Raw genomic sequence first — 21,902 nt, 5'->3', positions numbered from 1 at the left:
TGTTACAAGTTATGATGAGGACATGAGTGTATATTTACGGTTTGTAGAGAGGGAGATCCAGGCTGAAAATCTCCTAACACGGAATATATCCTTACCACCTCTAAACTTCAGTAGTAAACGAGCAGAGCCTCTAGTAATTACTGACGGAATTTCCGTTATAAAACCTCGAGCCGCTTCGGGTTCTTTGGGTTATCCAAGATACGAAGAGGAAACAAGGGTGGTACCGCGTGTATACACAACTCGTCCCTTTTTATAAGGGACGGGTTTTTTGTTTTTACAAAAAGTTTATTAGTTATGTTAAAGGAGTGGAAAGTTGTGTCAGAAGTAATCAAAATGACATTTCCTGATGGAGCTGTTAAAGAGTATCCAAAAGGATCATCAACAGAAGATATTGCGGCTTCTATTAGCCCGGGATTAAAGAAAAAAGCATTAGCAGGCAAAGTAAACGGCGAGCTGCTGGATTTACGTACGCCAATCGAACAAGATGGTAGTCTTGAAATCATTACGCAAGATGCTCCTGAAGCGCTTGAAATTATGCGTCATAGTACAGCGCATTTAATGGCTCAAGCAATCAAACGTTTATACAAAGATACAAAAGTACAGCTGGGTGTAGGGCCGGTTATCGAAAACGGTTTTTATTATGACATTGATATGGAAGAATCAATTACTCCTGAAGATTTAGGTAAAATTGAAAAAGAAATGAAAAAAATCGTTAATTCAAACATTGAAATTGAACGAAAAGAAGTTTCTCGTGAAGAAGCCATTCAACTTTTTAAAGAAGTTGGCGATGAGCTAAAGCTTGAATTGATCGATGCGATTCCAGCAGGTGAAAAGGTTACGATTTATCAACAAGGCGAATTCTTTGACCTTTGCCGAGGCGTGCACGTGCCGTCAACAGGCAAAATTAAAGAATTTAAACTATTAAGCGTGGCGGGTGCTTATTGGCGCGGAGACAGCGATAATCAAATGCTGCAGCGTATTTACGGTACAGCATTCTTTACAAAAGCAGATTTAGACGAGCATCTTCGTCTTCTTGAAGAAGCAAAAGAACGTGACCACCGTAAACTTGGTAAAGAGCTAAACTTATTTACGAACTCTCAAAAAGTAGGACAAGGTCTGCCTTTATGGCTTCCAAAAGGTGCGACAATCCGCCGTATTATCGAGCGTTATATTGTAGATAAAGAAGTGAGCCTTGGTTATCAGCATGTTTATACTCCAGTGCTTGGAAGTGTAGAACTTTACAAAACGTCTGGTCACTGGGAGCACTACCAAGATGACATGTTCCCTGCAATGGAAATGGATAACGAAGACCTTGTTCTTCGTCCAATGAACTGTCCTCATCACATGATGGTGTACAAACAAGGTATTCACAGCTATCGTGAGCTTCCAATTCGTATTGCTGAGCTTGGAACTATGCACCGCTATGAAATGTCAGGAGCATTATCAGGACTTCAGCGCGTTCGAGGCATGACGTTAAATGATGCGCATATCTTTGTACGTCCGGATCAAATCAAAGAAGAATTTATTCGTGTGGTTCGCTTAGTTGAAGCGGTTTACAAAGATTTTGGATTTGAAAATTATTCATTCCGTCTATCTTACCGTGACCCTGAAGATACAGAAAAATACTTTGATGATGATGCAATGTGGGAAAAAGCACAAAGTATGTTAAAAGACGCAATGGATGAGCTTGATCTTGATTATTATGAAGCTGAAGGCGAAGCGGCATTCTACGGCCCAAAACTAGACGTTCAAGTTAAAACGGCTCTTGGTAAAGAAGAAACGCTATCTACGGTTCAATTGGATTTCTTACTTCCTGAACGATTTGATTTAACGTATGTAGGGGAAGACGGAAAGCAGCATCGACCGGTTGTTATTCATCGCGGCGTGGTGTCAACAATGGAACGTTTTGTAGCTTTCTTAATCGAAGAATATAAAGGAGCTTTCCCAACGTGGTTAGCACCTGTACAAGTTCAAGTGATTCCGGTATCACCGACGGTTCACCTTGAGTATGCAAAAGAAGTGCAAGAACAGCTTCAGCTTGCGGGTATTCGTGTGGAACTTGATTCTCGCGATGAGAAAATTGGCTATAAAATCCGTGAGGCTCAAATGCAAAAAATTCCTTATATGCTTGTTGTAGGGGATAAAGAAGTAGAGGATAAAGCAGTAAACGTACGTAAATATGGTGAGCAGAATTCAGAAACAGTGGATTTCCAAGCCTTTTTACAAAATGTAAAAGCAGAAGCATCTCGTTAATGAAAAAAGCAGAGAATTAAAATTCTCTGCTTTTTTATGCAACATTTATAAAAAACTGTTGCATAAATGTTTTTCCTTTGATACAATAACTTTTGTTGTGAAAAAAGAACGAAATCATTGACTTTTGTCTTTGTTGATACTATAATAGCTTAAGTAATTGAATACTTGTTTATACAGAAGAAGAAGCACCCGCTTCTCACCTGAGTGACGCATAGAGCAGTTAGCAGGTACATCGTATCTTAATTAAAACGATAGAAGTGTGGGTGCAGTATGTACTCACACTTTTTTGTGTGAGTTAATAATTGGTCTAAGCAAGCGTATTCGCTCATTAAACCTTGGAGGTGGCTACTTATTAGCAAGGACATGATGGTAAACGAGGGCATTCGAGCTCGCGAAGTTCGTCTAATTGATCAAAACGGTGAACAATTAGGAATTAAATCAAAAAATGAAGCATTAGAAATTGCTTCACGAGTAAATCTTGACTTAGTAATGGTTGCTGCAAATGCGAAACCGCCGGTATGTCGTATTATGGACTACGGTAAATTCCGCTATGAGCAACAACGTAAAGAAAGAGAAGCTCGTAAAAACCAAAAAGTTGTAAACTTAAAAGAAGTTCGTTTAAGTCCAACAATTGATGAACATGATTTTAACACTAAACTTCGTAACGCACGCAAGTTCCTTGAAAAAGGTGACAAAGTGAAAGCGTCTATTCGCTTTAAAGGTCGTGCCATTACTCATAAAGGGATTGGCCAAAAAGTACTTGAACGTTTTTCACAAGCTTGCGAAGATGTAAGTTCAGTTGAATCGGCTCCTAAAATGGAAGGCCGCAGCATGTTCTTAGTCTTGGCACCTAAAAACGAAAAGTAATAGAACGAGGAGGAACACCCCATGCCAAAAATGAAAACACATCGTGGCGCTGCAAAGCGTTTCAAAAAGACTGGAAGCGGTAAATTAAAACGTGCTCGTGCTTACACAAGCCATTTATTCGCTAACAAATCTACAAAACAAAAGCGTAAATTACGTAAAGGTTCTTTAGTAAGCAAAGGTGACTTCAAACGTATCCGTCACTTATTAGATAACATTAAGTAATTTGGGTTGAGATAGAAACAATACAGGAGGTAAACAATTATGCCACGCGTAAAAGGCGGTACAGTAACACGCAAACGTCGTAAAAAAGTTTTAAAATTAGCTAAAGGTTTCTTCGGTTCGAAGCATAGATTATATAAAGTTGCTAATCAGCAAGTTATGAAATCTCACATGTATGCTTATCGTGACCGTCGTCAGAAAAAACGTGACTTCCGTAAATTATGGATCACACGTATCAATGCAGCTGCTCGTATGAACGGTCTTTCTTATAGCCGTTTAATGCACGGTTTAAAATTAGCAGGTATTGAAGTTAACCGCAAAATGCTTGCTGACTTAGCTGTAGCTGATGAAAAAGCATTTGCTGAATTAGCAACTGCTGCTAAAAAAGGCTTAGATAAGTAATTGATTATAAAGTCTCGTCATCTTTAGATGATGAGGCTTTTTTGCTATTGGAGGACATATCATGAATGAACTGCTGCTTACCTATTTTATTGTTATTAATATAGTAGGGGTAGGAATGATGTATAGAGACAAACAAAAAGCGAAAAGACATGAGTGGAGAATTGCCGAAAGCACACTGTGGACGGTAGCGGCTATCGGAGGAGCTCTTGGAGGACTGATCGGCATGTATTGCTATCGTCATAAAACGAAGCACACATCGTTTAAAGTAGGTTTTCCTATTCTTGCTGCTCTTGACTTACTTTTCTTTTTTGTTATCAGCTGAGCACAAATGATTTTGTGCTCAGTGTAAAAATTCTCGAACGGGGCTTTTCCAGCGAATAGGAGCATTTGGATACATGTCGTGTACGTGGCTTTCGATCAGCTTGAAATCTTGTTTTTGCAGTTCATGCAATCGAGATGGATCTGTTAACACCATTGTAATTGACAAAGATTCTGGTTCATTGGGATTGCTGTATTTTTCTCCTTCAAATAAAATACCTTTATACGTTAATAGAAAATTTTTGCGGATATTCGTTTTTTCGTCAACAACAAAAAATTGCTGATGTTCCTGAGCTGCTACAAGCTTCCGCTTTGGACTGCGAAAATGCTGAACCAGCTTTAATAGTGTGTAAGCAACAAGCGCGAAAATGAACACGCGAACGATAACAATAACAAACATAACGCTCCCTCCTTTACAAGGCACAGTTTTCTTACTTTACGTTTCAGTCTCTAAAAAGTTTCATGATTTTTGATATAATTTCTTTATTGGTTTAAAAAGAAGAAGATATACATAATTACAGGAGTGATTACATTGAATTTACAACAGCTATTTACCATGCAGCGCCAGCTAGATCAACATATAGAGGACAAGCATCAGCTTCATAAGGAAGACTTGGTTCCAAGAAAACTTTTAGCTCTGCTTGTTGAAATGGGAGAGCTGGCAAACGAAACGCGCTGTTTCAAATTTTGGAGCGTTAAACCCCCGGCTGAAGACGCTGTTATTTTAGAAGAATTTGTGGATGGCGTACATTTTATTCTGTCTTTAGGGATTGAAAAAGGATACGATGATTTAACTGAGTTACCAAATGGAAAAGCAGGTGATTCGAAAACAGCACAATTTTTACAGGTGTTTGCACAAGTTGCTTCTTTCGAGCAGGATCTGTCGAAAGAAAACTATGTGAACATGTTTGTATCTTACATGACGCTTGGCGATATGTTTGGTTTTTCCGCTGAACATATTGAAGAGGCGTACATCTCAAAAAATGAAGTGAATTTTAAACGTCAAGAACAAGGATACTAGAAATAAAGGGATGGGAAATTTTACTTCAACCTCTTTTTAGCTATAATAGAGGTATACATATGAAAGGGGTAATCCATATGACAAAGTTAGATGAAACATTAATGATGCTTAAAGCACTAACAGATGCAAAAGGAATTCCTGGAAATGAACGTGAGCCGCGTGAGGTTATGAAGAAATATATTTCACCTTATGCAGATGAAGTAACGACAGATGGTCTAGGCAGTTTGATTGCGAAAAAGGTGGGCAATGAACAAGGGCCTAAAATTATGGTAGCCGGTCATTTGGATGAAGTCGGTTTTATGGTGACTCAAATTGATGAACGCGGCTTTATTCGTTTTCAAACGGTAGGCGGATGGTGGTCTCAAGTTATGCTTGCTCAACGCGTAACCATCGTTACATCTAAAGGAGAGGTAACAGGGATTATTGGCTCAAAGCCTCCTCATATCCTGCCTCCAGAAGCTCGCAAAAAGCCAGTTGACATTAAAGATATGTTCATCGATATTGGTGCTTCTAGCAGGGAAGAAGTAGCGGAGTGGGGAGTAAAACCTGGTGATCAGGTTGTGCCTTATTTTGAATTTACGGTTATGAACAACGAAAAGATGCTGCTAGCGAAAGCCTGGGATAACCGTATAGGCTGTGCAATCGCTATCGATGTCTTAAAAGCTTTAAAAAATGAAGCACATGAAAATGTTGTGTATGGTGTAGGAACGGTGCAAGAAGAAGTTGGACTTCGAGGTGCAAAAACATCTGCTAACTTTATTGAACCGGATATTGCATTTGCTGTTGATGTCGGCATCGCTGGAGATACACCTGGCGTTTCTGATAAAGAAGCATCTTCTAAAATGGGGCAGGGTCCGCAAATCATTTTATATGATGCTTCCATGGTTTCTCATAAAGGACTTCGAGATACAGTGGTAGATGTGGCAGATGAATTAAATATTCCGTATCAATTTGATGCAATCGCTGGAGGCGGTACGGACTCAGGTTCTATCCATATTTCAGCTAACGGGGTGCCAGCACTTTCGATTACAATTGCAACTCGTTATATCCACTCTCATGCAGCGATGCTTCATCGTGATGATTATGAAAATGCAGTTAAATTAATTGCGGAAGTTATTAAACGCTTAGACCGTGATACGGTTAACGCAATTACGTATAATTAAAAAAAGCTCATTCTCCTAGGAGAATGAGCTTTTTGTTGTACATAGGAAAAAGTTATTTATTTTAAACCGTTTTCAAGCGTTGTCAGAATTTCTTCTTTTTCTGATTCTGGAGACTTTTCCCAAAGCACCTCAAATAAAACACCAAGTCCAGGGAGCATTTTTTCTTCACCGCTTTGAATGGCGTCAGAAATTGTAGCCTCAAGCTCTTCTTTTGAGTTTCCTGAAACGTTTGCAATAACAGCATTTCGTAAATTAAGATCCATCATTTTCACCTCAGCTATCGTAAAGTTACCAATAGTTTTTGTTTTCTTTGCGATTTCTATGTACAATAAAGTGAAACTTATCTAATGATTATTGAGAAAAACCTAATTGAACTATTTATTTTTTTATAGATAAAGGAGTTATGTTTGTGAAACAAATTGATTCAGTTAAAAATCCGCAGGTAAAAGCGTGGAAAAAGCTGCATAATAAAAAAGACCGTGACAAGCAGGGGCTTTTTATGGTAGAAGGCTTTCATTTAGTCGAAGAGGCTATCAAAAATAAGGATTGCGTAAAGGAATTAATTATTCGCGAATCGATCGAAGTGCCGGCACAGTGGGATATAGACGGTATCGAAATAACGGTTGTAAACGAGGCAATTATTAAGTTATTATCTGACACAGAAACACCTCAAGGAATTATTGCCGTGTGTTTTCAAACAAAGCATGCGGAAATCATTCATACAGCACAGAAAGTATTGCTTTTAGATGCGGTGCAAGATCCAGGTAACCTCGGCACCATTATTCGAACAGCTGATGCTGCCGGAGTGGACGCTATTATCGTTGGAGAGGGCAGCGTGGATGTGTACAACCCAAAAGTCGTTCGTTCAACGCAAGGAGCTATTTTTCACCTTCCAATTGTAAAAGGCGATTTACTCGAAATGATTTCACTGTTAAAAGAAAGAGGAATAGCAGTTTACGGCACGTCGTTACAAAATGGAAAAGTCTACACACACGTAAAACCTTCAAACGAATTTGCGCTGATTGTGGGAAATGAAGGAAACGGCGTAAGCGAGAAAGTGTTGGAACAAACGGATCAGAATCTGTACATTCCCATCTATGGAAAGAGCGAGTCGCTAAATGTTGCCATCGCTTCTGGAATCTTACTTTATTATTTACGCGGAATGTAGTTGCATCGAGAACGTGTTTTCACTATAATAATACAATAGTTACATATGTAAAAAACGATGAAAGAGAGCAGTAGCTTATGTCCGTTTATGCAGGGAGAAAATGCCGTGACTGAAAGCATTTTTATAAATGTAATAAGTGAATTCACCTCTTGAGTTGACACTTAGACCATCTTACATAGATGTAAAGGTGTTCCGGAGATTCCGTTAACTTGAATGAAGTGAACTGTATACGTCTGTGTATATAGTTAACAAGGGTGGTAACGCGACTAATCCTCGTCCCTTTTTTGGGAGGAGGTTTTTTTATTTGTCATTTTTTACGTTAAAAGGAGGAATAAGTGATGAAAGAACGTTTACAAGAACTTCAACAAGAAGCAATTGCAAAAGTCGAAGCAGCAAGTGCTTTAAAAGAATTAAACGACGTACGCGTAGCTTATTTAGGAAAGAAAGGCCCTATCACAGAAGTACTTCGCGGTATGGGAAAACTTTCAGCTGAAGAGCGTCCTGTAATGGGAGCACTTGCAAATGAAGTACGTGAAGCGATTGCATCTAAAATTGAAGAAAAACAAACGGCGTTAGAAGCAGCCGAGGTAGAGCGTAAACTTGCTTCAGAAACAATCGACGTAACGCTGCCAGGACGCCCTGTTAAAGCAGGTACGCATCACCCGCTAACAAGCGTGGTTGAAGAAGTGGAAGATTTATTCTTAGGAATGGGCTATGAAGTAGCAGAAGGACCGGAAGTAGAGCAGGACTATTATAATTTCGAAGCGCTGAACTTGCCAAAAGGTCACCCAGCACGTGATATGCAAGATACGTTCTATATTACGGAAGAAACGCTTCTTCGTACGCATACATCAACTGTTCAAGCTCGTGTTATGAACAAAAATGAAGGCAAAGGACCTGTTAAAATTATTTGCCCAGGAAAAGTGTACCGCCGCGATGACGATGATGCTACGCATTCTCATCAATTCATGCAAATTGAAGGTCTTGTAGTAGACGAAAACATTCGTATGAGCGATTTAAAAGGCACGCTTGAAGTATTTGTGAAAAAGATGTTCGGTGCAGACCGTGAAATTCGTCTTCGTCCAAGTTTCTTCCCATTCACTGAGCCGTCTGTAGAAGTAGACGTATCGTGTGCAAAATGTGGAGGTAAAGGCTGTAATGTATGTAAACAAACAGGCTGGATTGAAATTTTAGGAGCTGGCATGGTTCATCCAAATGTTCTTGAGATGGCTGGATACGATTCAACTAAATATCGTGGTTTTGCTTTTGGAATCGGTGTAGAGCGTATTGCTATGTTAAAACACGGCGTGGATGATATTCGTCATTTCTATACAAATGACGTTCGTTTCTTAGATCAATTTAAACAAGTATAAAGGAGGGACTACGATGTTTGTATCTTATCGTTGGTTACAAGAGTATGTTGACTTATCAGGCGTAACGGCAGAAGAGTTAGCTGATAAAATCACAAAAAGTGGAATTGAAGTTGAAGGTGTAGAAAACTTAAATAAAGGCATCAGCGGAGTGGTAATTGGTCATGTTGTAGAACGTGAACAGCATCCAAATGCGGATAAATTAAGCCGCTGTCAAGTAGATCTTGGCGGAGGAGAAATCGTTCAAATCGTGTGCGGAGCACCGAACGTGGCACAAGGCCAAAAAGTAGCGGTTGCAAAAGTGGGAGCTGTACTTCCAGGTAACTTTAAAATTAAGCGCGCTAAGCTTCGCGGTGAAGAATCGAACGGTATGATTTGTTCTCTTCAAGAGCTTGGCATTGAAAGCAAGCTTGTAGCAAAAGATTATCAAGAAGGGATCTTTGTCTTCCCAAGTGATGCTGAAGTAGGAGCGGATGCACTAGATGCATTAAACTTAAACGATGAAGTATTAGAACTAGGGCTAACACCAAATCGTTCAGACTGCTTAAGTATGTTAGGCGTAGCGCATGAAGTAGCGGCTATTTTACGTCGCGAAGTGAAGTATCCGTCAGTGAACGTGCAAACGTCTGATGAGCAAGCGTCTGATTATATCTCCGTTAAAGTAGAGGCAAAAGAAGACAATCCGCTTTACGTAGCGCGCGTTGTGAAAAACGTAAAAATTGCTCCGTCACCCCTATGGATGCAAACGCGTTTAATGGCAGCTGGTATTCGACCTCATAACAACGTAGTTGATATCACTAACTATATTTTGCTTGAATACGGTCAGCCGCTGCATGCTTTTGACTATGATCGTCTTGCTTCAAAAGAAATTGTTGTACGTCACGCCTCAGAAGGCGAGAAGTTTGTAACGCTTGATGATCAAGAGCGCGTATTAAAAGGTAATCAGCTTGTTATTACAAACGGCAGTGAACCAGTAGCTCTTGCAGGTGTAATGGGCGGAGCAAACTCTGAAGTAAAAGACGATACGGTAAATGTTCTTATTGAATCAGCTTACTTCAAAGGTTTAACGGTTCGCCAAGCTTCAAAAGACCACGGTCTTCGCAGTGAAGCAAGCGCTCGTTTTGAAAAAGGAATTGATCCTAACCGTACGCGTGTAGCTGCTGACCGCGCAGCAGAATTAATGGCTGAATACGCTTCAGGTGAAGTGGTAAGCGGTACTGTAGAAGTAGATACACTAGCTGTGGAACCTGCTGTTGTAGCTGTGTCACTAGGACGTATTAACAACGTGCTTGGTACAGAACTATCAATGGAAGAAGTACAAGATATTATGAACCGTCTTCAATTTGAAAGCAAAGTCGAAGATGAAACAATCGTTGTAACAGTACCGACTCGTCGAGGCGATATTACAATTGAAGAAGATATCGTCGAGGAAGTAGCGCGCATGTATGGCTATGACAACCTTCCTACAACGCTTCCTGTAACAGTGGCAACTCCAGGAAAATTAACAGAGTATCAGCTTGGACGCCGTAAGGTTCGCCGTTTCTTAGAGGGAGCGGGGCTAGCGCAAACAACAACCTATTCGTTAACGAGCGCTGAAAAAGCTACTCAGTTTGCACTAAATGCAACAACTACGATTGGTTTAGCAATGCCGATGAGTGAAGATCGCAGTATCCTTCGTCAAAGCTTAGTGCCTCATTTGCTTGAAGCAGTGAAGCATAATAATGCTCGCCAATCGGATTCTATTGCACTATACGAAACAGGCTCAGTGTTCTTATCTAAAGGTGAAGGAGAATTACCGGATGAGCAGGAGCGCGTAGCTGGGGCAATCACGGGTCTATGGCATGCTCACGGCTGGCAAGGTGAAAAGAAAGTCGTTGATTTCTATGTAATTAAAGGTGTACTAGAAGGATTATTTGCACAGCTTGGTTTAGAGAAACGAATCTCATATGCTCCTGTTAAAAAAGACGGTATGCACCCTGGACGTACAGCGGCTGTATGGTTAGATGAAAAAGAAATTGGATACGTAGGTCAAGTTCATCCTGTTGCTCAGAAACAGTATGGTCTTCGTGAAACATACGTATTTGAATTACACCTTCAAGAGCTATTAGCTGCAGATGTTGAAGAAGTTCGTTATTCAGCTATTCCAAGATTCCCATCTATTACACGTGATATTGCACTTGTTGTAGATAAAAACGTTCTTGCAGGAGAAGTTCAGCGCGTCATCTATGCAGCGGGCGGAGAACTTTTAAAAGACGTGACGGTATTTGATCTATATGAAGGAGAGCGTATGGAAGAAGGCAAGAAATCTGTAGCTTTCTCTTTACGTTACTTAGATCCTGAACGTACATTAACTGATGAAGAAGTAGCAAAAGCACATGGTGCAGTGTTAGAGGCTGTAGAAAAAGAATTTGGTGCAACGCTTCGTTCATAAGAATAAGAAAAGAGATGTGGATTCCCACATCTCTTATTTTTTAGCTAATTTTAAAGCTTTTTCTGTATTAGCAAAATGAATTTTAGCTAAGGAGTTCAGCGCATTCACGCCATGTTTTTTAATAATTTTAGCAGCGGCGATATCAACTTGTGCTCCAGCTCCGCGAGGAATAACCATCCCGGTCTTTTCCGTCAGCAAATCCATTTGTTTTAAAAATGCATATCTGGCAATAATGGAAGCAGCAGCTACAGATAAATGAACGCTTTCTCCTTTTGTGCTGAAAAAGACATTTTCTTTGATAATCTCTTTTTCCTTTACTACGTGTTTATAATAGGTGTTCTTTTCGACAAACTGGTCAATTAAAATGGCATCAGGTTTTTCAGGATCCAATTTTTTTAACACGTTCGATAAAGCTTTATTGTGCAGCAGAGCTTTCATTTTACCTTGCGACATGCCTTTTTCTTGAAATGCATTATACTTTTCGTTATGTAAAACAAGCAAACTATAGGGAATAAACGAAACAAGCTGCTTGGCAATTTCAATGATTTTAGCATCCGTTAACTCTTTTGAATCTCGTACTCCTAACTCTTTTAACAAAGGAAGCTGCTCTTTTTGAACATAGGCAGCAACTACGGTCATAGGACCAAAATAATCTCCCGTCCCTACCTCGTCAGAACCGATGACCGATAGTGAGCTGAAGTTTGATGGGAGGTGTGAGGCAGGAGCCTTTTTCGCAGCATCTAAAGGGCCTCCCCACTTAGCCGCTTCTGTTTCAGCTTCTTTTCCTTGAAAAAGTACTTTTCCAGAGCGGTACGCAGTGATAGAACAGCCGGGGGTTTTAGCTGCAAAAATACTTCCCTGTGGAAGTTTGGGCTGTAGATAGGATGTGTAATGAAGCTTCATTTTAGCTATTTGATCAGCTGATACCTTAATAACAGCATGTGACATAATGCTTCACTCCTTTCGGGGTATTTTAGTTTACTTTATAAGCACTATCCCTTATGATAGCTTAAATATAGATATGTTTCCATTGAAGTCTTCTTCGTGGTATGATAGGGATTAGGATTTTTCGTGGAACGGAGGATTTTCTCGTGTCAAGACAAGATAAAACACGTGCGACAGTTGACATCTTTGGTCAGCAGTACAGCATCGTCGGTAGCGAAAGTACAAGCCATATTCGACTTGTCGCCTCTATAGTGGATGAAAAAATGCGTGAAATCAGTACTAAAAACCCTTCTTTAGATATCAATAAATTAGCAGTATTAACAGCTGTGAATGCTGTACACGAATATATAAAACTGAAAGAAGACTATGAGAGACTTGAACAAAAACTTTATGGAAAAGAGGAATGACTGAGTCAATGCTTAATATCATTTTAATTATATTGCTTCTTTTAGGCTTTGTGACAGGTCTTAAAAGAGGATTTATTTTGCAGCTCATTCATATTGTCAGTTTTGCGGTTTCGTTTATCGTCGCTTATATGTTTAGTGGAGACTTGGCAAGCCGACTTCGCTTGTTGATTCCGTTTCCGGACAATATTCAGCAGCAAAGTGTCGCATCGTTTGTATTTGATTCTGGAACGATAGAAGACGCTTTTTATCGAATGATTGCATTTGCGATTTTATTTTTTGCTACTCACATTGTACTTCGCCTTGCAGGCTCTGTTTTAACGGCTTTAACCGAACTGCCAATTCTGCGCCAGTTAAATAAATGGGGCGGAGGTGCACTTGGATTCGTTGAAGTGTATATCATCGTTTTTATTTTGTTATACATTGGAGCCGTGATTCCTGTAAGTGAAATTCAAACGCCAATTCAACAGTCTTCAATTGCAATCAATATCGTACAAAATACTCCATATTTATCGTCTGCCATTCAAGATTTGTGGACCCAGTATGGCGTAATGTAATGAAATTACAATAGCTTGTTGAGAGGGTGTGTCGAAAGTGTCATAATACTTTTGAGATACCCTCTTTTTTTATCGCAGTCTGTTCTGCGGTTTTCAAGAGGACAAAGGTATGTCTAGATGGAAATGTGAAAGAGTACATATGTAACTTATCATGTTTTCAAAAGTTTCGTTATTATGATAATAGGCTGGTGAAAAGAGATGAATAAAAAGGATATTATTAAATTGTTAGAAACAATTGCTACATATATGGAATTAAAAGGAGATAACCCTTTTAAAATTTCTGCTTTTCGAAAAGCAGCTGCAGCGTTAGAAACTGACGAGAGAACGCTGACAGAGATTGAGGATTTTACAAAGCTCCAAGGGATTGGAAAAGGAACAGCTGCAGTCATTACAGAGTATATGGAAACAAATGAGTCGAGCGTATTAGAAGAACTAAAGCGAGAAGTTCCTGAAGGGCTTATCCCTCTGCTTAAGCTGCCGGGGCTTGGAGGTAAAAAAATAGCTAAATTATATAAAGAGCTAGATATTAAAGACATGGAATCACTGCATCAGGCTTGTATGGAAAATCGAGTGCAGGAACTAAGCGGTTTTGCTAAAAAGACAGAAGAGAAAATCATCGCTGCTATCGAAGAATTTGGAAAGCGTCCTGATCGTTTGCCTCTTGCTTTTATGCTTCCAATAGCGGACGAAATTTTAGAAGCCCTTAAACACATGCATAGCATTGAGCGTTTTTCTCAAGCAGGGAGTATTCGCCGCATGAGGGAAACAGTAAAAGATCTTGATTTTATTATTTCAACAGCTGAACCTCATGCTGTTCGCGAACAGCTAGTATCGCTGCCAAAAGTGAAGGATATCATTGCAAATGGAGATACAAAAGTCTCGGTAACGTTAGCCTATGAGTACGATGTGTCCGTGGATTTTCGTCTTGTAGAAGATAAAGCGTTTGCCACAACGCTTCATCATTTTACAGGATCAAAAGATCATAATGTGCGCATGCGTCAATTAGCAAAAGAACGCGGTGAGAAAATTAGCGAGTATGGCGTTGAAAATGCGGAGACAGGCGAAGTCATGACCTTTGAGTCTGAACAAGCATTCTATGAACATTTTGGGCTGTCTTTTATTCCGCCGGAACTTCGTGAAGATGGAACGGAGGTAGATGCATTTATCAAACCTCAAACGCTTGTGACTTACGGTGCCGTAAAAGGTGATTTGCATATGCACTCCACGTGGAGCGACGGGGCGTATTCGATTGAAGAAATGGCGGAAGCATGTCGCGCGCGAGGCTATGAGTACATGGCGATTACAGACCATTCTCAGTATTTAAAAGTAGCGAACGGTCTAACGCCTGAGCGCATTCGCAAACAGCGTGAAGAAATTAATCGTTTAAACGCACAGTTCGATGATTTTACAATACTAGCTGGAATTGAAATGGATATTTTGCCCGATGCAACACTTGATTATGATGATGAAATGCTAGCTGAGCTAGATTTTGTTATTGCGTCCATTCACTCTAGTTTTTCGCAATCCCGCGAAGAAATTATGAATCGTTTAAAGCAAGCGTTAAATAATGTTCATGTAGATTTAATCGCTCATCCCACGGGTCGTTTGATTGGCCGCCGCAACGGATATGATGTAGATATTGATATGCTAATTGAATTAGCTAAAGAAACACAAACGGCTCTGGAACTAAACGCGAATCCAAACCGTTTAGATTTAGCCGCTGAGCATATAAAAAAAGCACAAGAAGCAGGAGTGAAAATTGCTATTAATACAGATGCTCACAATTTAGACATGCTAGAGCATATGGAAATTGGAATATCTACGGGAATTAAAGGCTGGCTTAAACCAGAAACGGTATTAAATACGTATAGTCTCAAAGAATTAACCGCCTTTTTAAATCGACATAAATAAGCAACAGGAGGAATCAGTTTTGCAATCACGTATTTTTCATGTACTAGAGTTTAATAAAGTTAAGGAACAGCTTCAGAAAAAAGTAGCTTCTTCTTTAGGCCGAGAAAAAGTAGCGAATTTGATTCCCTCAACTCAGTATGAAGAAGTAGTCAAATGGCAGGAAGCAACAGATGAAGCTACAACCGTACTGCGATTGCGTGGCAACGTACCGCTAGGGGGCATTTTTGACGTTCGACCTAGCGTAAAGCGCGCTGAAATTGGGGGAACGCTAAGCTCTAATGAACTTCTTGATGTAGCAAGCACGATTTATGCTGCAAGACAAATCAAGCAATTTATTGAGCAAGTAGTGGACGACGAAGATTTACAGCTTCCAATTATAACTGAACATATCGAAAAACTAATGCCTCTTCCTGAGGTAGAACAAACAATTAAAATGAGCATTGATGAGAATGGTACAGTGCTAGACGGTGCAAGCGACCAGCTAAGAGGCATTCGTCAAAAACTTCGCTCAACTGAGTCTCGTATTCGCGAAAAGCTAGAAAGTCTTATTCGCTCCTCGTCTGCTCAAAAAATGTTGTCAGATGCGATTGTTACCATTCGAAACGAACGTTTTGTTATTCCTGTTAAGCAAGAATATCGCAGTGCGTATGGAGGCATTGTGCACGATCAGTCTTCATCCGGAGCAACTTTATTTATTGAGCCTCAGGCGATTGTGACGTTAAACAATGAGCTTCAAGAAGCAAAAGTAAAAGAAAAACAAGAAATTGAGCGTATTCTTATTGCTTTAACCGTTCAGGTGGCGGAAGTGGCAAATGAACTCCGTCAAAACGTGTATCTGTTAGGTGAGCTGGACTTCATGTTTGCTAAAGGGCGCTATAGCCATGAGCTAAAAGCTTCAAAACCTAAAATGAACGACCGAGGCTATATTAAGTTAGTGAAGGCAAAACATCCTCTTATTGCACAGGAAGACGTCGTTGCGAATGATATTGAGCTAGGTGATCAATATACGTCTATCGTTATTACAGGACCAAATACCGGCGGGAAAACCGTAACGTTAAAAACACTTGGATTATTTACGTTAATGGCTCAAGCAGGTTTGCAGATTCCTGCGCTGGATGGATCGGAAATGGCTGTGTTTAAACACGTATTTGCTGATATTGGAGATGAGCAGTCGATTGAACAAAGTTTGAGTACCTTTTCATCTCATATGGTCAACATTGTAGATATTTTACAAAAAGTAGATCACGAAAGTCTGGTCTTGTTCGATGAATTGGGAGCAGGAACTGATCCTCAAGAAGGTGCAGCGCTTGCGATTTCGATTTTAGATCAAGTATATGAAAGAGGAGCTCGCGTAGTTGCGACTACTCACTATCCTGAATTAAAGGCGTACGGCTATAACCGTGAAGGAGTGGTCAATGCTAGCGTAGAGTTCGATATTGAAACATTGAGCCCTACTTACAAGCTGCTGATTGGTGTACCGGGCCGAAGCAATGCTTTTGAGATTTCAAAACGTTTAGGTTTAAGTGCTGAAGTAATTGAACGTGCCAAAGGCTATATTGGCTCAGAAACAAATAAAGTAGAAAATATGATTGCCTCTCTTGAAGATAGCCGCCGTCAATCTGAACACGAGCTAGAAGAAGCTGAAGAGCTAAGAAAAGAGGCTCAGAAGCTTCATAAAGAATTACAGAGTCAGATTATTGAGTTTAATGAAAAACGAGATAAGCTGTACGAAAAAGCCGAAGAAAAAGCTCAAGCCACAGTTAAAGCAGCATCTGAAGAAGCAGAAAAAATCATTAGCGATTTGCGTAAAATGAGTCAAAAAAATCATGCGCTTGTGAAAGAGCATGAATTGATTGAAGCGCGTAAGCGTCTAGAAGATGCAGTTCCAACTCTTGAAAAAAGTAAAAAGAAACCGGCTGTGCCGAAAAAACAAGAGCGCACTCTTCAAGCTGGAGATGAAGTGAAAGTCTTAAGCTGGGGACAAAAAGGAACGCTTGTGGAACGAGTAAGCAATAATGAATGGCAAGTACAAATGGGAATCATGAAAATGAAGGTGAAAGAAAAAGATCTCGAATATATCAGTTCCCCAAAACCTGTAGAAACGAAGCCGCTTGCTACGGTAAAAGGAAAAGATTATCATGTAAATCTAGAACTGGATTTAAGAGGAGAGCGCTATGAAAATGCGCTGATTCGAGTTGAAAAATATATTGATGATGCTTTGTTAGCCAACTATCCACGCGTTTCGATTATCCACGGTAAAGGAACTGGAGCTCTTCGTAAAGGTGTCCAGGAATATTTGAAAAATCATCGTTCTGTTAAAAATATTCGTTTCGGAGAAGCTTCTGAAGGAGGTTCTGGCGTTACGGTTGTGGAATTTAAATAAAAGAATACTGACATAAAGGTGTCAGTTGATGCGCTGAACAAGCATATATGAAGATAGAAAATCCGACATGGCTCATGGACTATGCTGGGTTTTCTATCTCTTTTAAGAACGATACAAGTAAAGGAAAGAGACCTGTCAGTTCATTACGTGAAGTGTAATATAAATTAGGAGTGATGCAAAAATGAGGGATTTTTGGAAAGACCCATATATTGAATCCGCCGCTTATTACAGCGTGGTTGTTTTGAGCATTGTCGTCTTTCTTGTTGTGTTTGAGCTCGTTACTAAGTATAAGAATTGGGAAGAGATTCAAAAAGGAAATATGGCTGTTGCGATGGCAACAGGTGGGAAAATATTTGGATTAGCTAATATTTTTCGCTATTCGATTGAGCATAACGACAATTTGTTAAGAATGCTTGGATGGGGAATATATGGGTTCGTTCTTTTACTAGTCAGCTATTTTATTTTCGAATTCTTGACGCCGAAATTTCGAATCGATGATGAAATTGAACAAGATAACAGAGCCGTTGGGTTTATTTCACTTGTTATTTCAATCGGTATGTCCTATGTAATAGGAGCAGGGATAGGATAGGAGAGAGTGATGGAGAAGTTAGCGAAAATTCTACTCGTTTTGTGCGGAGTGTTTATGCTTATTGGTCTTATCTATTTATCTATATAGCTTTTCCTAACATTGTGATGACAGCAAAAAAGCTGACCTTAAAGCAGGTCAGCTTTTTTAATGATTACTTCCATACGTCTTCAGCAATTGAAATCACGTGCTTTACTTTATCCCACTGCTGCTCTTCAGTAAGTAAATTCCCTTCTTCTGTAGAAGCAAATCCGCACTGGGGACTCAAACAAATTTGATCAAGAGAAACAAATTCTGCCGCTTCAGCAATTCGTTTTTTTACTGCTTCAGGATCTTCTAAATCTCCAAATTTTGATGTGATAAGGCCGAGGACAATCTGAAGATCATCTCGCTTTACATGTCGAAGAGGTTCGAATCCTCCTGAGCGTTCATCATCAAATTCTAAAAATAGTCCATCTACGTTTAACTGACTGAAAATAGCTTTTGACGCATTTTCATATCCGCCGCTTGCTGTATAAGTAGACTGGAAATTCCCTCTGCAAATATGCATTGTAATGACCATATCATCTGGCTTATGCGCAATGGATTCATTGATCGCATCCGTAAAACGTTTCAGTAATTCTTGGGGCGTAAAACCTTTTGAAGCGATTTGTTCTTGTCCTTTTTCTGAGAAAAAGACTGCCCACGCAGTATCATCTAACTGTAAATAGCGGCATCCAGCATCATAAAATGCTTGAATGGCTTTTTGATATGTTTTAACTAAATCAGCAAAAAATACATCCGTATCCGAGTAAGCAGACTCTTCAATATGACCTCTGAAAAACAGCATATTAGGACTTGGAATGGTGAACTTAGCTACGTGTTCTTTTCCAGCAGCTTGATGAAGAAATTTATAATCTTCAATCATAGGGTGGTGATTAAAATCTAGTTTTCCAGTCACTTTTATACCGTGAGCTTTTGTTTGGACCCCGTGAAACTGAATGCCCGACTCTGCTTCGTAAAGTTCTACGCCAACAAGTTCTGACAGAAAATCAAAGTGCCACCACGCACGGCGAAACTCACCGTCTGTGACTGCTTTTAATCCAATTTGTTTTTGCTTTTCTACGAGATTACGAATTTCTTCATCTTCAATTGCTCGAAGCTGTTTCTTTGTCATTTCCCCGTTTTCCACTTGTAATCGTGCTTGCTTGATACGCTCGGGACGCAAAAAGCTTCCAACGTGATCTGCTTTGAACGGTCCTTTAGTCAATGTTGTTATCAATTCATACAGCTCCTTAAAAAAAATCTAATTTTTATTATATACAAAAAATTCGGATAATGTACAGGGGTAAATCCAATTTTTATTTATTACGCTGCAGGATGAAAGAGTGATTAGGCAGGAAAGAGAACATTCAATAACGATTGCATCTAAAAAAAGAATGAACTATAATTTTAATTAGAAAATTCTAATTTTTTATTTTTTTGAGGGAGAGGATACGTGTGGAATCCACCGAAAAGATATGGCTTTCTCAATATCCGGATGAAATACCTGCTACGCTTCATTATGAACAAAAAAATTTAGCACAGCTTTTTGAAGAAGCAGTTCAAAAGGATCCTAAAAAAAGCGCAATCTATTTTCTAGGGAAAAAAATGACGTTTTCCCAGCTGCATCAAGATTCTTTGAAACTTTCATCTTACCTTATTGAACTGGGATTAAAAAGAGGGGATAGAGTAGCCATTATGCTTCCAAATTGTCCTCAAGCAGTCATTTCCTTTTATGCTGTTCTTCTTGCCGGAGGAGTGGTCGTTCAAACAAACCCTTTGTATACGGAAAGAGAGTTAGAGTATCAGCTTAATGATTCAGAAGCAACCATGATTATTGCACTCGATTTGCTATATCCGCGTGTAGTAAAAATGAAAGCGTTAACAAAGATAAAGCACGTAGTCATCACCTCTATTCAAGATTATCTCCCATTTCCCAAAAACATAATGTATCCATTTATTCAGCGCAAGCAGCAGAAGATAAGCGTGAATGTGAGTCATACGGAGACTACTCATTTATTTAAACGTATTATAAATGAATCCTCTCCAGCAGTATGTAACGCTGAGGGAATTTCAGACGAAGATATCGCGATTTTACAATACACCGGGGGAACAACAGGTTTTCCAAAAGGAGTCATGCTTACTCATAAAAACTTGGTAGCCAATGCAACGATGTGTTCACATTGGTTGTACCGCTGCAGGCATGGAGAAGAAAAAGTGCTTGGAATTATCCCGTTTTTTCACGTGTATGGTTTAACAACAGTTCTCGTTCTATCTGTTTTGCAAAACTACGAGATGGTGCTTCTGCCTAAATTTGATGCAAAAACGACGCTCAAAACCATTCATAAGCAGCAGCCTACTTTATTTCCAGGTGCTCCAACAATTTACATCGCATTATTAAACCATCCTGATTTAGCAAAATACAACCTATCTTCCATTGATTCATGTATGAGCGGTTCGGCTCCACTTCCTGTGGAAGTGCAGGAGCAGTTTGAAAAGCTCACTGGAGGTAAACTAGTGGAAGGATACGGTTTAACGGAAACCTCTCCTGTTACTCATGCTAATTTTCTTTGGGAAGAGAGAATACCAGGAAGCATTGGAGTACCTTGGCCAGACACAGATGCCAAAATTCTTTCGTTTGAAACAGGTAAAGAGGCTGCTGTAAGCGAAGTAGGAGAAATTGCGGTTAAAGGTCCTCAGGTCATGAAAGGATATTGGAAGCAGCCTGAAGAAACGGAGGCTGTTATGCGAGACGGATGGTTGTTAACAGGCGATGTTGGCTATATGGATGATAAAGGTTATTTTTATGTAGTAGATCGAAAGAAAGATATTATTATTGCCGGGGGGTATAATATCTATCCTCGAGAAGTTGAAGAAGTATTATATGAGCATGAAAAAATTCAAGAAGCTGTAGTGGTAGGTGTTCCTGACCCGTATAGAGGAGAAACGGTGAAGGCTTACATTGTATTAAAAAATGGTGTAAGATGTACTGAAGAAGAGTTAAATGAGTTTTCTAGAAAGTATTTAGCTGCTTATAAAGTTCCGCGCCTTTATGAATTTCGAAATGAGCTTCCAAAAACAGCGGTCGGTAAGATTCTGCGACGAGCGCTGATTGAAGAAGAAAATGAAAAGCATAAAAAGGCGACGTAGTCGATCGTCGCCTTTGATTTTTTTGCTGAAACATAATTGACAGATACTTGCGGTTTCTTTATTATAAAGATATGAATGAATAATCATTCATATTTTAAAGGAGCGTATAAGATTGAGAAGAAATAAGCCAAAGTATAAGCAGATTATCGATGCAGCTGTAGTAGTAATAGCAGAAAACGGATACCACAATGCTCAGGTTTCTAAAATTGCTAAGCAAGCTGGAGTTGCAGACGGTACGATATATTTATATTTTAAAAACAAAGAAGATGTCTTGATTTCCTTGTTTCAAGAGAAGATGGGACAATTTGTAGAAAAAATTTATGAAGAGCTGGCGGGAATTGAAACCGCGGCAGAAAAACTTCATGTGTTAATTGACAAACATTTTTCGTTTCTAGCGGAGGATCATCATTTAGCTACAGTGACACAGCTCGAACTGCGTCAGTCGAACAAAGATTTAAGATTGAAAATTAACGATGTATTAAAAGATTATCTGACTCTCATTGATTCTATTTTGCAGACAGGAATCGAAACGGGTGAGTTTTCTGAAAATATAGATATTCGTCTTGCGCGACAGATGATTTTTGGAACGATTGATGAAACTGTCACAACATGGGTAATGAACGATCATCGATACGGTCTAATAGAATCGGTAGATAAAGTCCATTCCCTGCTGTTAAACGGCTGCAGCGGCTCATAATCGTAAGTGAGCCTGCTGCTCCCTTACAAGGGGAAA

The 21,902-nt window shown here is 39.5% G+C and carries 21 protein-coding genes and 3 other annotated features; of the genes, 17 read left to right on the top strand and 4 right to left on the bottom strand.

The window, feature by feature from the left end:
- Positions 1-2 precede the first annotated feature (2 nt).
- Positions 3-251: a binding site (T-box leader), on the top strand.
- 43 nt (positions 252-294) lie between these two features.
- The 5 genes from thrS (at position 295) to ACO1DI_RS08400 (ending at position 4,063) form a co-directional block, all read left to right on the top strand.
- On the top strand, positions 295-2,253 hold the full coding sequence (gene thrS / locus ACO1DI_RS08420; protein WP_153253804.1) for a threonine--tRNA ligase: 1,959 nt from the start codon (positions 295-297) through the stop codon (positions 2,251-2,253).
- 171 nt (positions 2,254-2,424) lie between these two features.
- Positions 2,425-2,547 (top strand) — a sequence feature (ribosomal protein L20 leader region).
- A 69-nt stretch (positions 2,548-2,616) separates the two neighbouring features.
- Positions 2,617-3,120, top strand: coding sequence for a translation initiation factor IF-3 (gene infC, locus ACO1DI_RS08415; RefSeq protein ID WP_013059427.1), 504 nt, complete (start codon positions 2,617-2,619; stop codon positions 3,118-3,120).
- Positions 3,121-3,141: 21 nt separating this feature from the next.
- On the top strand, positions 3,142-3,342 hold the full coding sequence (gene rpmI, locus ACO1DI_RS08410; RefSeq protein WP_013059426.1) for a 50S ribosomal protein L35: 201 nt from the start codon (positions 3,142-3,144) through the stop codon (positions 3,340-3,342).
- A 39-nt stretch (positions 3,343-3,381) separates the two neighbouring features.
- Positions 3,382-3,741 (top strand): 50S ribosomal protein L20, encoded by a 360-nt coding sequence (gene rplT / locus ACO1DI_RS08405; protein ID WP_013059425.1) that lies wholly within the window; start codon positions 3,382-3,384, stop codon positions 3,739-3,741.
- A gap of 61 nt (positions 3,742-3,802) precedes the next feature.
- Complete coding sequence (locus ACO1DI_RS08400; protein ID WP_014458058.1) at positions 3,803-4,063, top strand: DUF1294 domain-containing protein; 261 nt, start codon at positions 3,803-3,805, stop codon at positions 4,061-4,063.
- An 18-nt stretch (positions 4,064-4,081) separates the two neighbouring features.
- Here ACO1DI_RS08400 and ACO1DI_RS08395 read toward each other — a convergent pair whose 3' ends face one another.
- Complete coding sequence (locus tag ACO1DI_RS08395; RefSeq protein WP_014458059.1) at positions 4,082-4,459, bottom strand: hypothetical protein; 378 nt, start codon at positions 4,457-4,459, stop codon at positions 4,082-4,084.
- Positions 4,460-4,591: 132 nt separating this feature from the next.
- Between ACO1DI_RS08395 and ACO1DI_RS08390 the strand changes: the two genes are divergently transcribed.
- On the top strand, positions 4,592-5,080 hold the full coding sequence (locus ACO1DI_RS08390; RefSeq protein WP_042991858.1) for a dUTP diphosphatase: 489 nt from the start codon (positions 4,592-4,594) through the stop codon (positions 5,078-5,080).
- Positions 5,081-5,157: 77 nt separating this feature from the next.
- Positions 5,158-6,243, top strand: a complete 1,086-nt coding sequence (locus tag ACO1DI_RS08385; RefSeq protein ID WP_014458061.1) for a M42 family metallopeptidase — start codon at positions 5,158-5,160, stop codon at positions 6,241-6,243.
- Positions 6,244-6,299: 56 nt separating this feature from the next.
- Here the strand turns inward: ACO1DI_RS08385 and sspI are convergent, their stop codons facing one another.
- A complete protein-coding gene (gene sspI, locus ACO1DI_RS08380; protein WP_013059420.1) occupies positions 6,300-6,506 on the bottom strand; it encodes a small acid-soluble spore protein SspI in 207 nt (68 codons plus the stop codon).
- Positions 6,507-6,646: 140 nt separating this feature from the next.
- Here sspI and ACO1DI_RS08375 point away from each other — a divergent pair, with 140 nt between their 5' ends.
- The 3 genes from ACO1DI_RS08375 (at position 6,647) to pheT (ending at position 11,212) form a co-directional block, all read left to right on the top strand.
- Positions 6,647-7,411, top strand: coding sequence for a TrmH family RNA methyltransferase (locus ACO1DI_RS08375; protein WP_014458063.1), 765 nt, complete (start codon positions 6,647-6,649; stop codon positions 7,409-7,411).
- A 48-nt stretch (positions 7,412-7,459) separates the two neighbouring features.
- Positions 7,460-7,695: a binding site (T-box leader), on the top strand.
- 54 nt (positions 7,696-7,749) lie between these two features.
- Positions 7,750-8,784 (top strand): phenylalanine--tRNA ligase subunit alpha, encoded by a 1,035-nt coding sequence (pheS, locus tag ACO1DI_RS08370; protein WP_014458064.1) that lies wholly within the window; start codon positions 7,750-7,752, stop codon positions 8,782-8,784.
- A gap of 13 nt (positions 8,785-8,797) precedes the next feature.
- Positions 8,798-11,212, top strand: coding sequence for a phenylalanine--tRNA ligase subunit beta (gene pheT / locus ACO1DI_RS08365; RefSeq protein ID WP_208732853.1), 2,415 nt, complete (start codon positions 8,798-8,800; stop codon positions 11,210-11,212).
- Between the two features lie 33 nt (positions 11,213-11,245).
- On the opposite strand, the gene rnhC is transcribed toward pheT, so the two are convergent.
- Positions 11,246-12,160 (bottom strand): ribonuclease HIII, encoded by a 915-nt coding sequence (gene rnhC, locus ACO1DI_RS08360; RefSeq protein WP_014458066.1) that lies wholly within the window; start codon positions 12,158-12,160, stop codon positions 11,246-11,248.
- Positions 12,161-12,303: 143 nt separating this feature from the next.
- Between rnhC and zapA the strand changes: the two genes are divergently transcribed.
- The 5 genes from zapA (at position 12,304) to ACO1DI_RS08335 (ending at position 18,001) form a co-directional block, all read left to right on the top strand.
- The gene (zapA, locus tag ACO1DI_RS08355; RefSeq protein ID WP_013059415.1) at positions 12,304-12,564 is read left to right on the top strand and encodes a cell division protein ZapA; all 261 of its coding nucleotides are present in this window, start codon (positions 12,304-12,306) and stop codon (positions 12,562-12,564) included.
- An 8-nt stretch (positions 12,565-12,572) separates the two neighbouring features.
- Positions 12,573-13,118 (top strand): CvpA family protein, encoded by a 546-nt coding sequence (locus ACO1DI_RS08350; protein WP_013059414.1) that lies wholly within the window; start codon positions 12,573-12,575, stop codon positions 13,116-13,118.
- A 198-nt stretch (positions 13,119-13,316) separates the two neighbouring features.
- On the top strand, positions 13,317-15,029 hold the full coding sequence (gene polX, locus ACO1DI_RS08345) for a DNA polymerase/3'-5' exonuclease PolX (RefSeq protein ID WP_115654975.1): 1,713 nt from the start codon (positions 13,317-13,319) through the stop codon (positions 15,027-15,029).
- Positions 15,030-15,048: 19 nt separating this feature from the next.
- Positions 15,049-17,412 (top strand): endonuclease MutS2, encoded by a 2,364-nt coding sequence (locus ACO1DI_RS08340; RefSeq protein WP_042991860.1) that lies wholly within the window; start codon positions 15,049-15,051, stop codon positions 17,410-17,412.
- 181 nt (positions 17,413-17,593) lie between these two features.
- Complete coding sequence (locus ACO1DI_RS08335; protein WP_013059411.1) at positions 17,594-18,001, top strand: DUF350 domain-containing protein; 408 nt, start codon at positions 17,594-17,596, stop codon at positions 17,999-18,001.
- A gap of 151 nt (positions 18,002-18,152) precedes the next feature.
- Here ACO1DI_RS08335 and ACO1DI_RS08330 read toward each other — a convergent pair whose 3' ends face one another.
- Positions 18,153-19,259, bottom strand: a complete 1,107-nt coding sequence (locus ACO1DI_RS08330; RefSeq protein ID WP_014458070.1) for a 5-methyltetrahydropteroyltriglutamate--homocysteine S-methyltransferase — start codon at positions 19,257-19,259, stop codon at positions 18,153-18,155.
- A 218-nt stretch (positions 19,260-19,477) separates the two neighbouring features.
- Here ACO1DI_RS08330 and ACO1DI_RS08325 point away from each other — a divergent pair, with 218 nt between their 5' ends.
- Both ACO1DI_RS08325 and ACO1DI_RS08320 read left to right on the top strand, forming a co-directional pair.
- Positions 19,478-21,169 carry an AMP-binding protein gene (locus tag ACO1DI_RS08325; protein WP_014458071.1) on the top strand — a complete coding sequence of 564 codons (1,692 nt, stop codon included), beginning with the start codon at positions 19,478-19,480 and terminating at the stop codon, positions 21,167-21,169.
- Between the two features lie 112 nt (positions 21,170-21,281).
- Complete coding sequence (locus tag ACO1DI_RS08320) at positions 21,282-21,866, top strand: TetR/AcrR family transcriptional regulator (protein ID WP_013059408.1); 585 nt, start codon at positions 21,282-21,284, stop codon at positions 21,864-21,866.
- The last annotated feature ends 36 nt before the right edge of the window (positions 21,867-21,902 follow it).

Source organism: Priestia sp. 40, from assembly GCF_049368575.1.
Taxonomy (GTDB): Bacteria; Bacillota; Bacilli; order Bacillales; family Bacillaceae_H; genus Priestia; species Priestia zanthoxyli.
The sequence above is the reverse complement of the archived record's forward strand: the minus strand, read 5'-3'. Positions and strand labels throughout refer to the sequence as shown.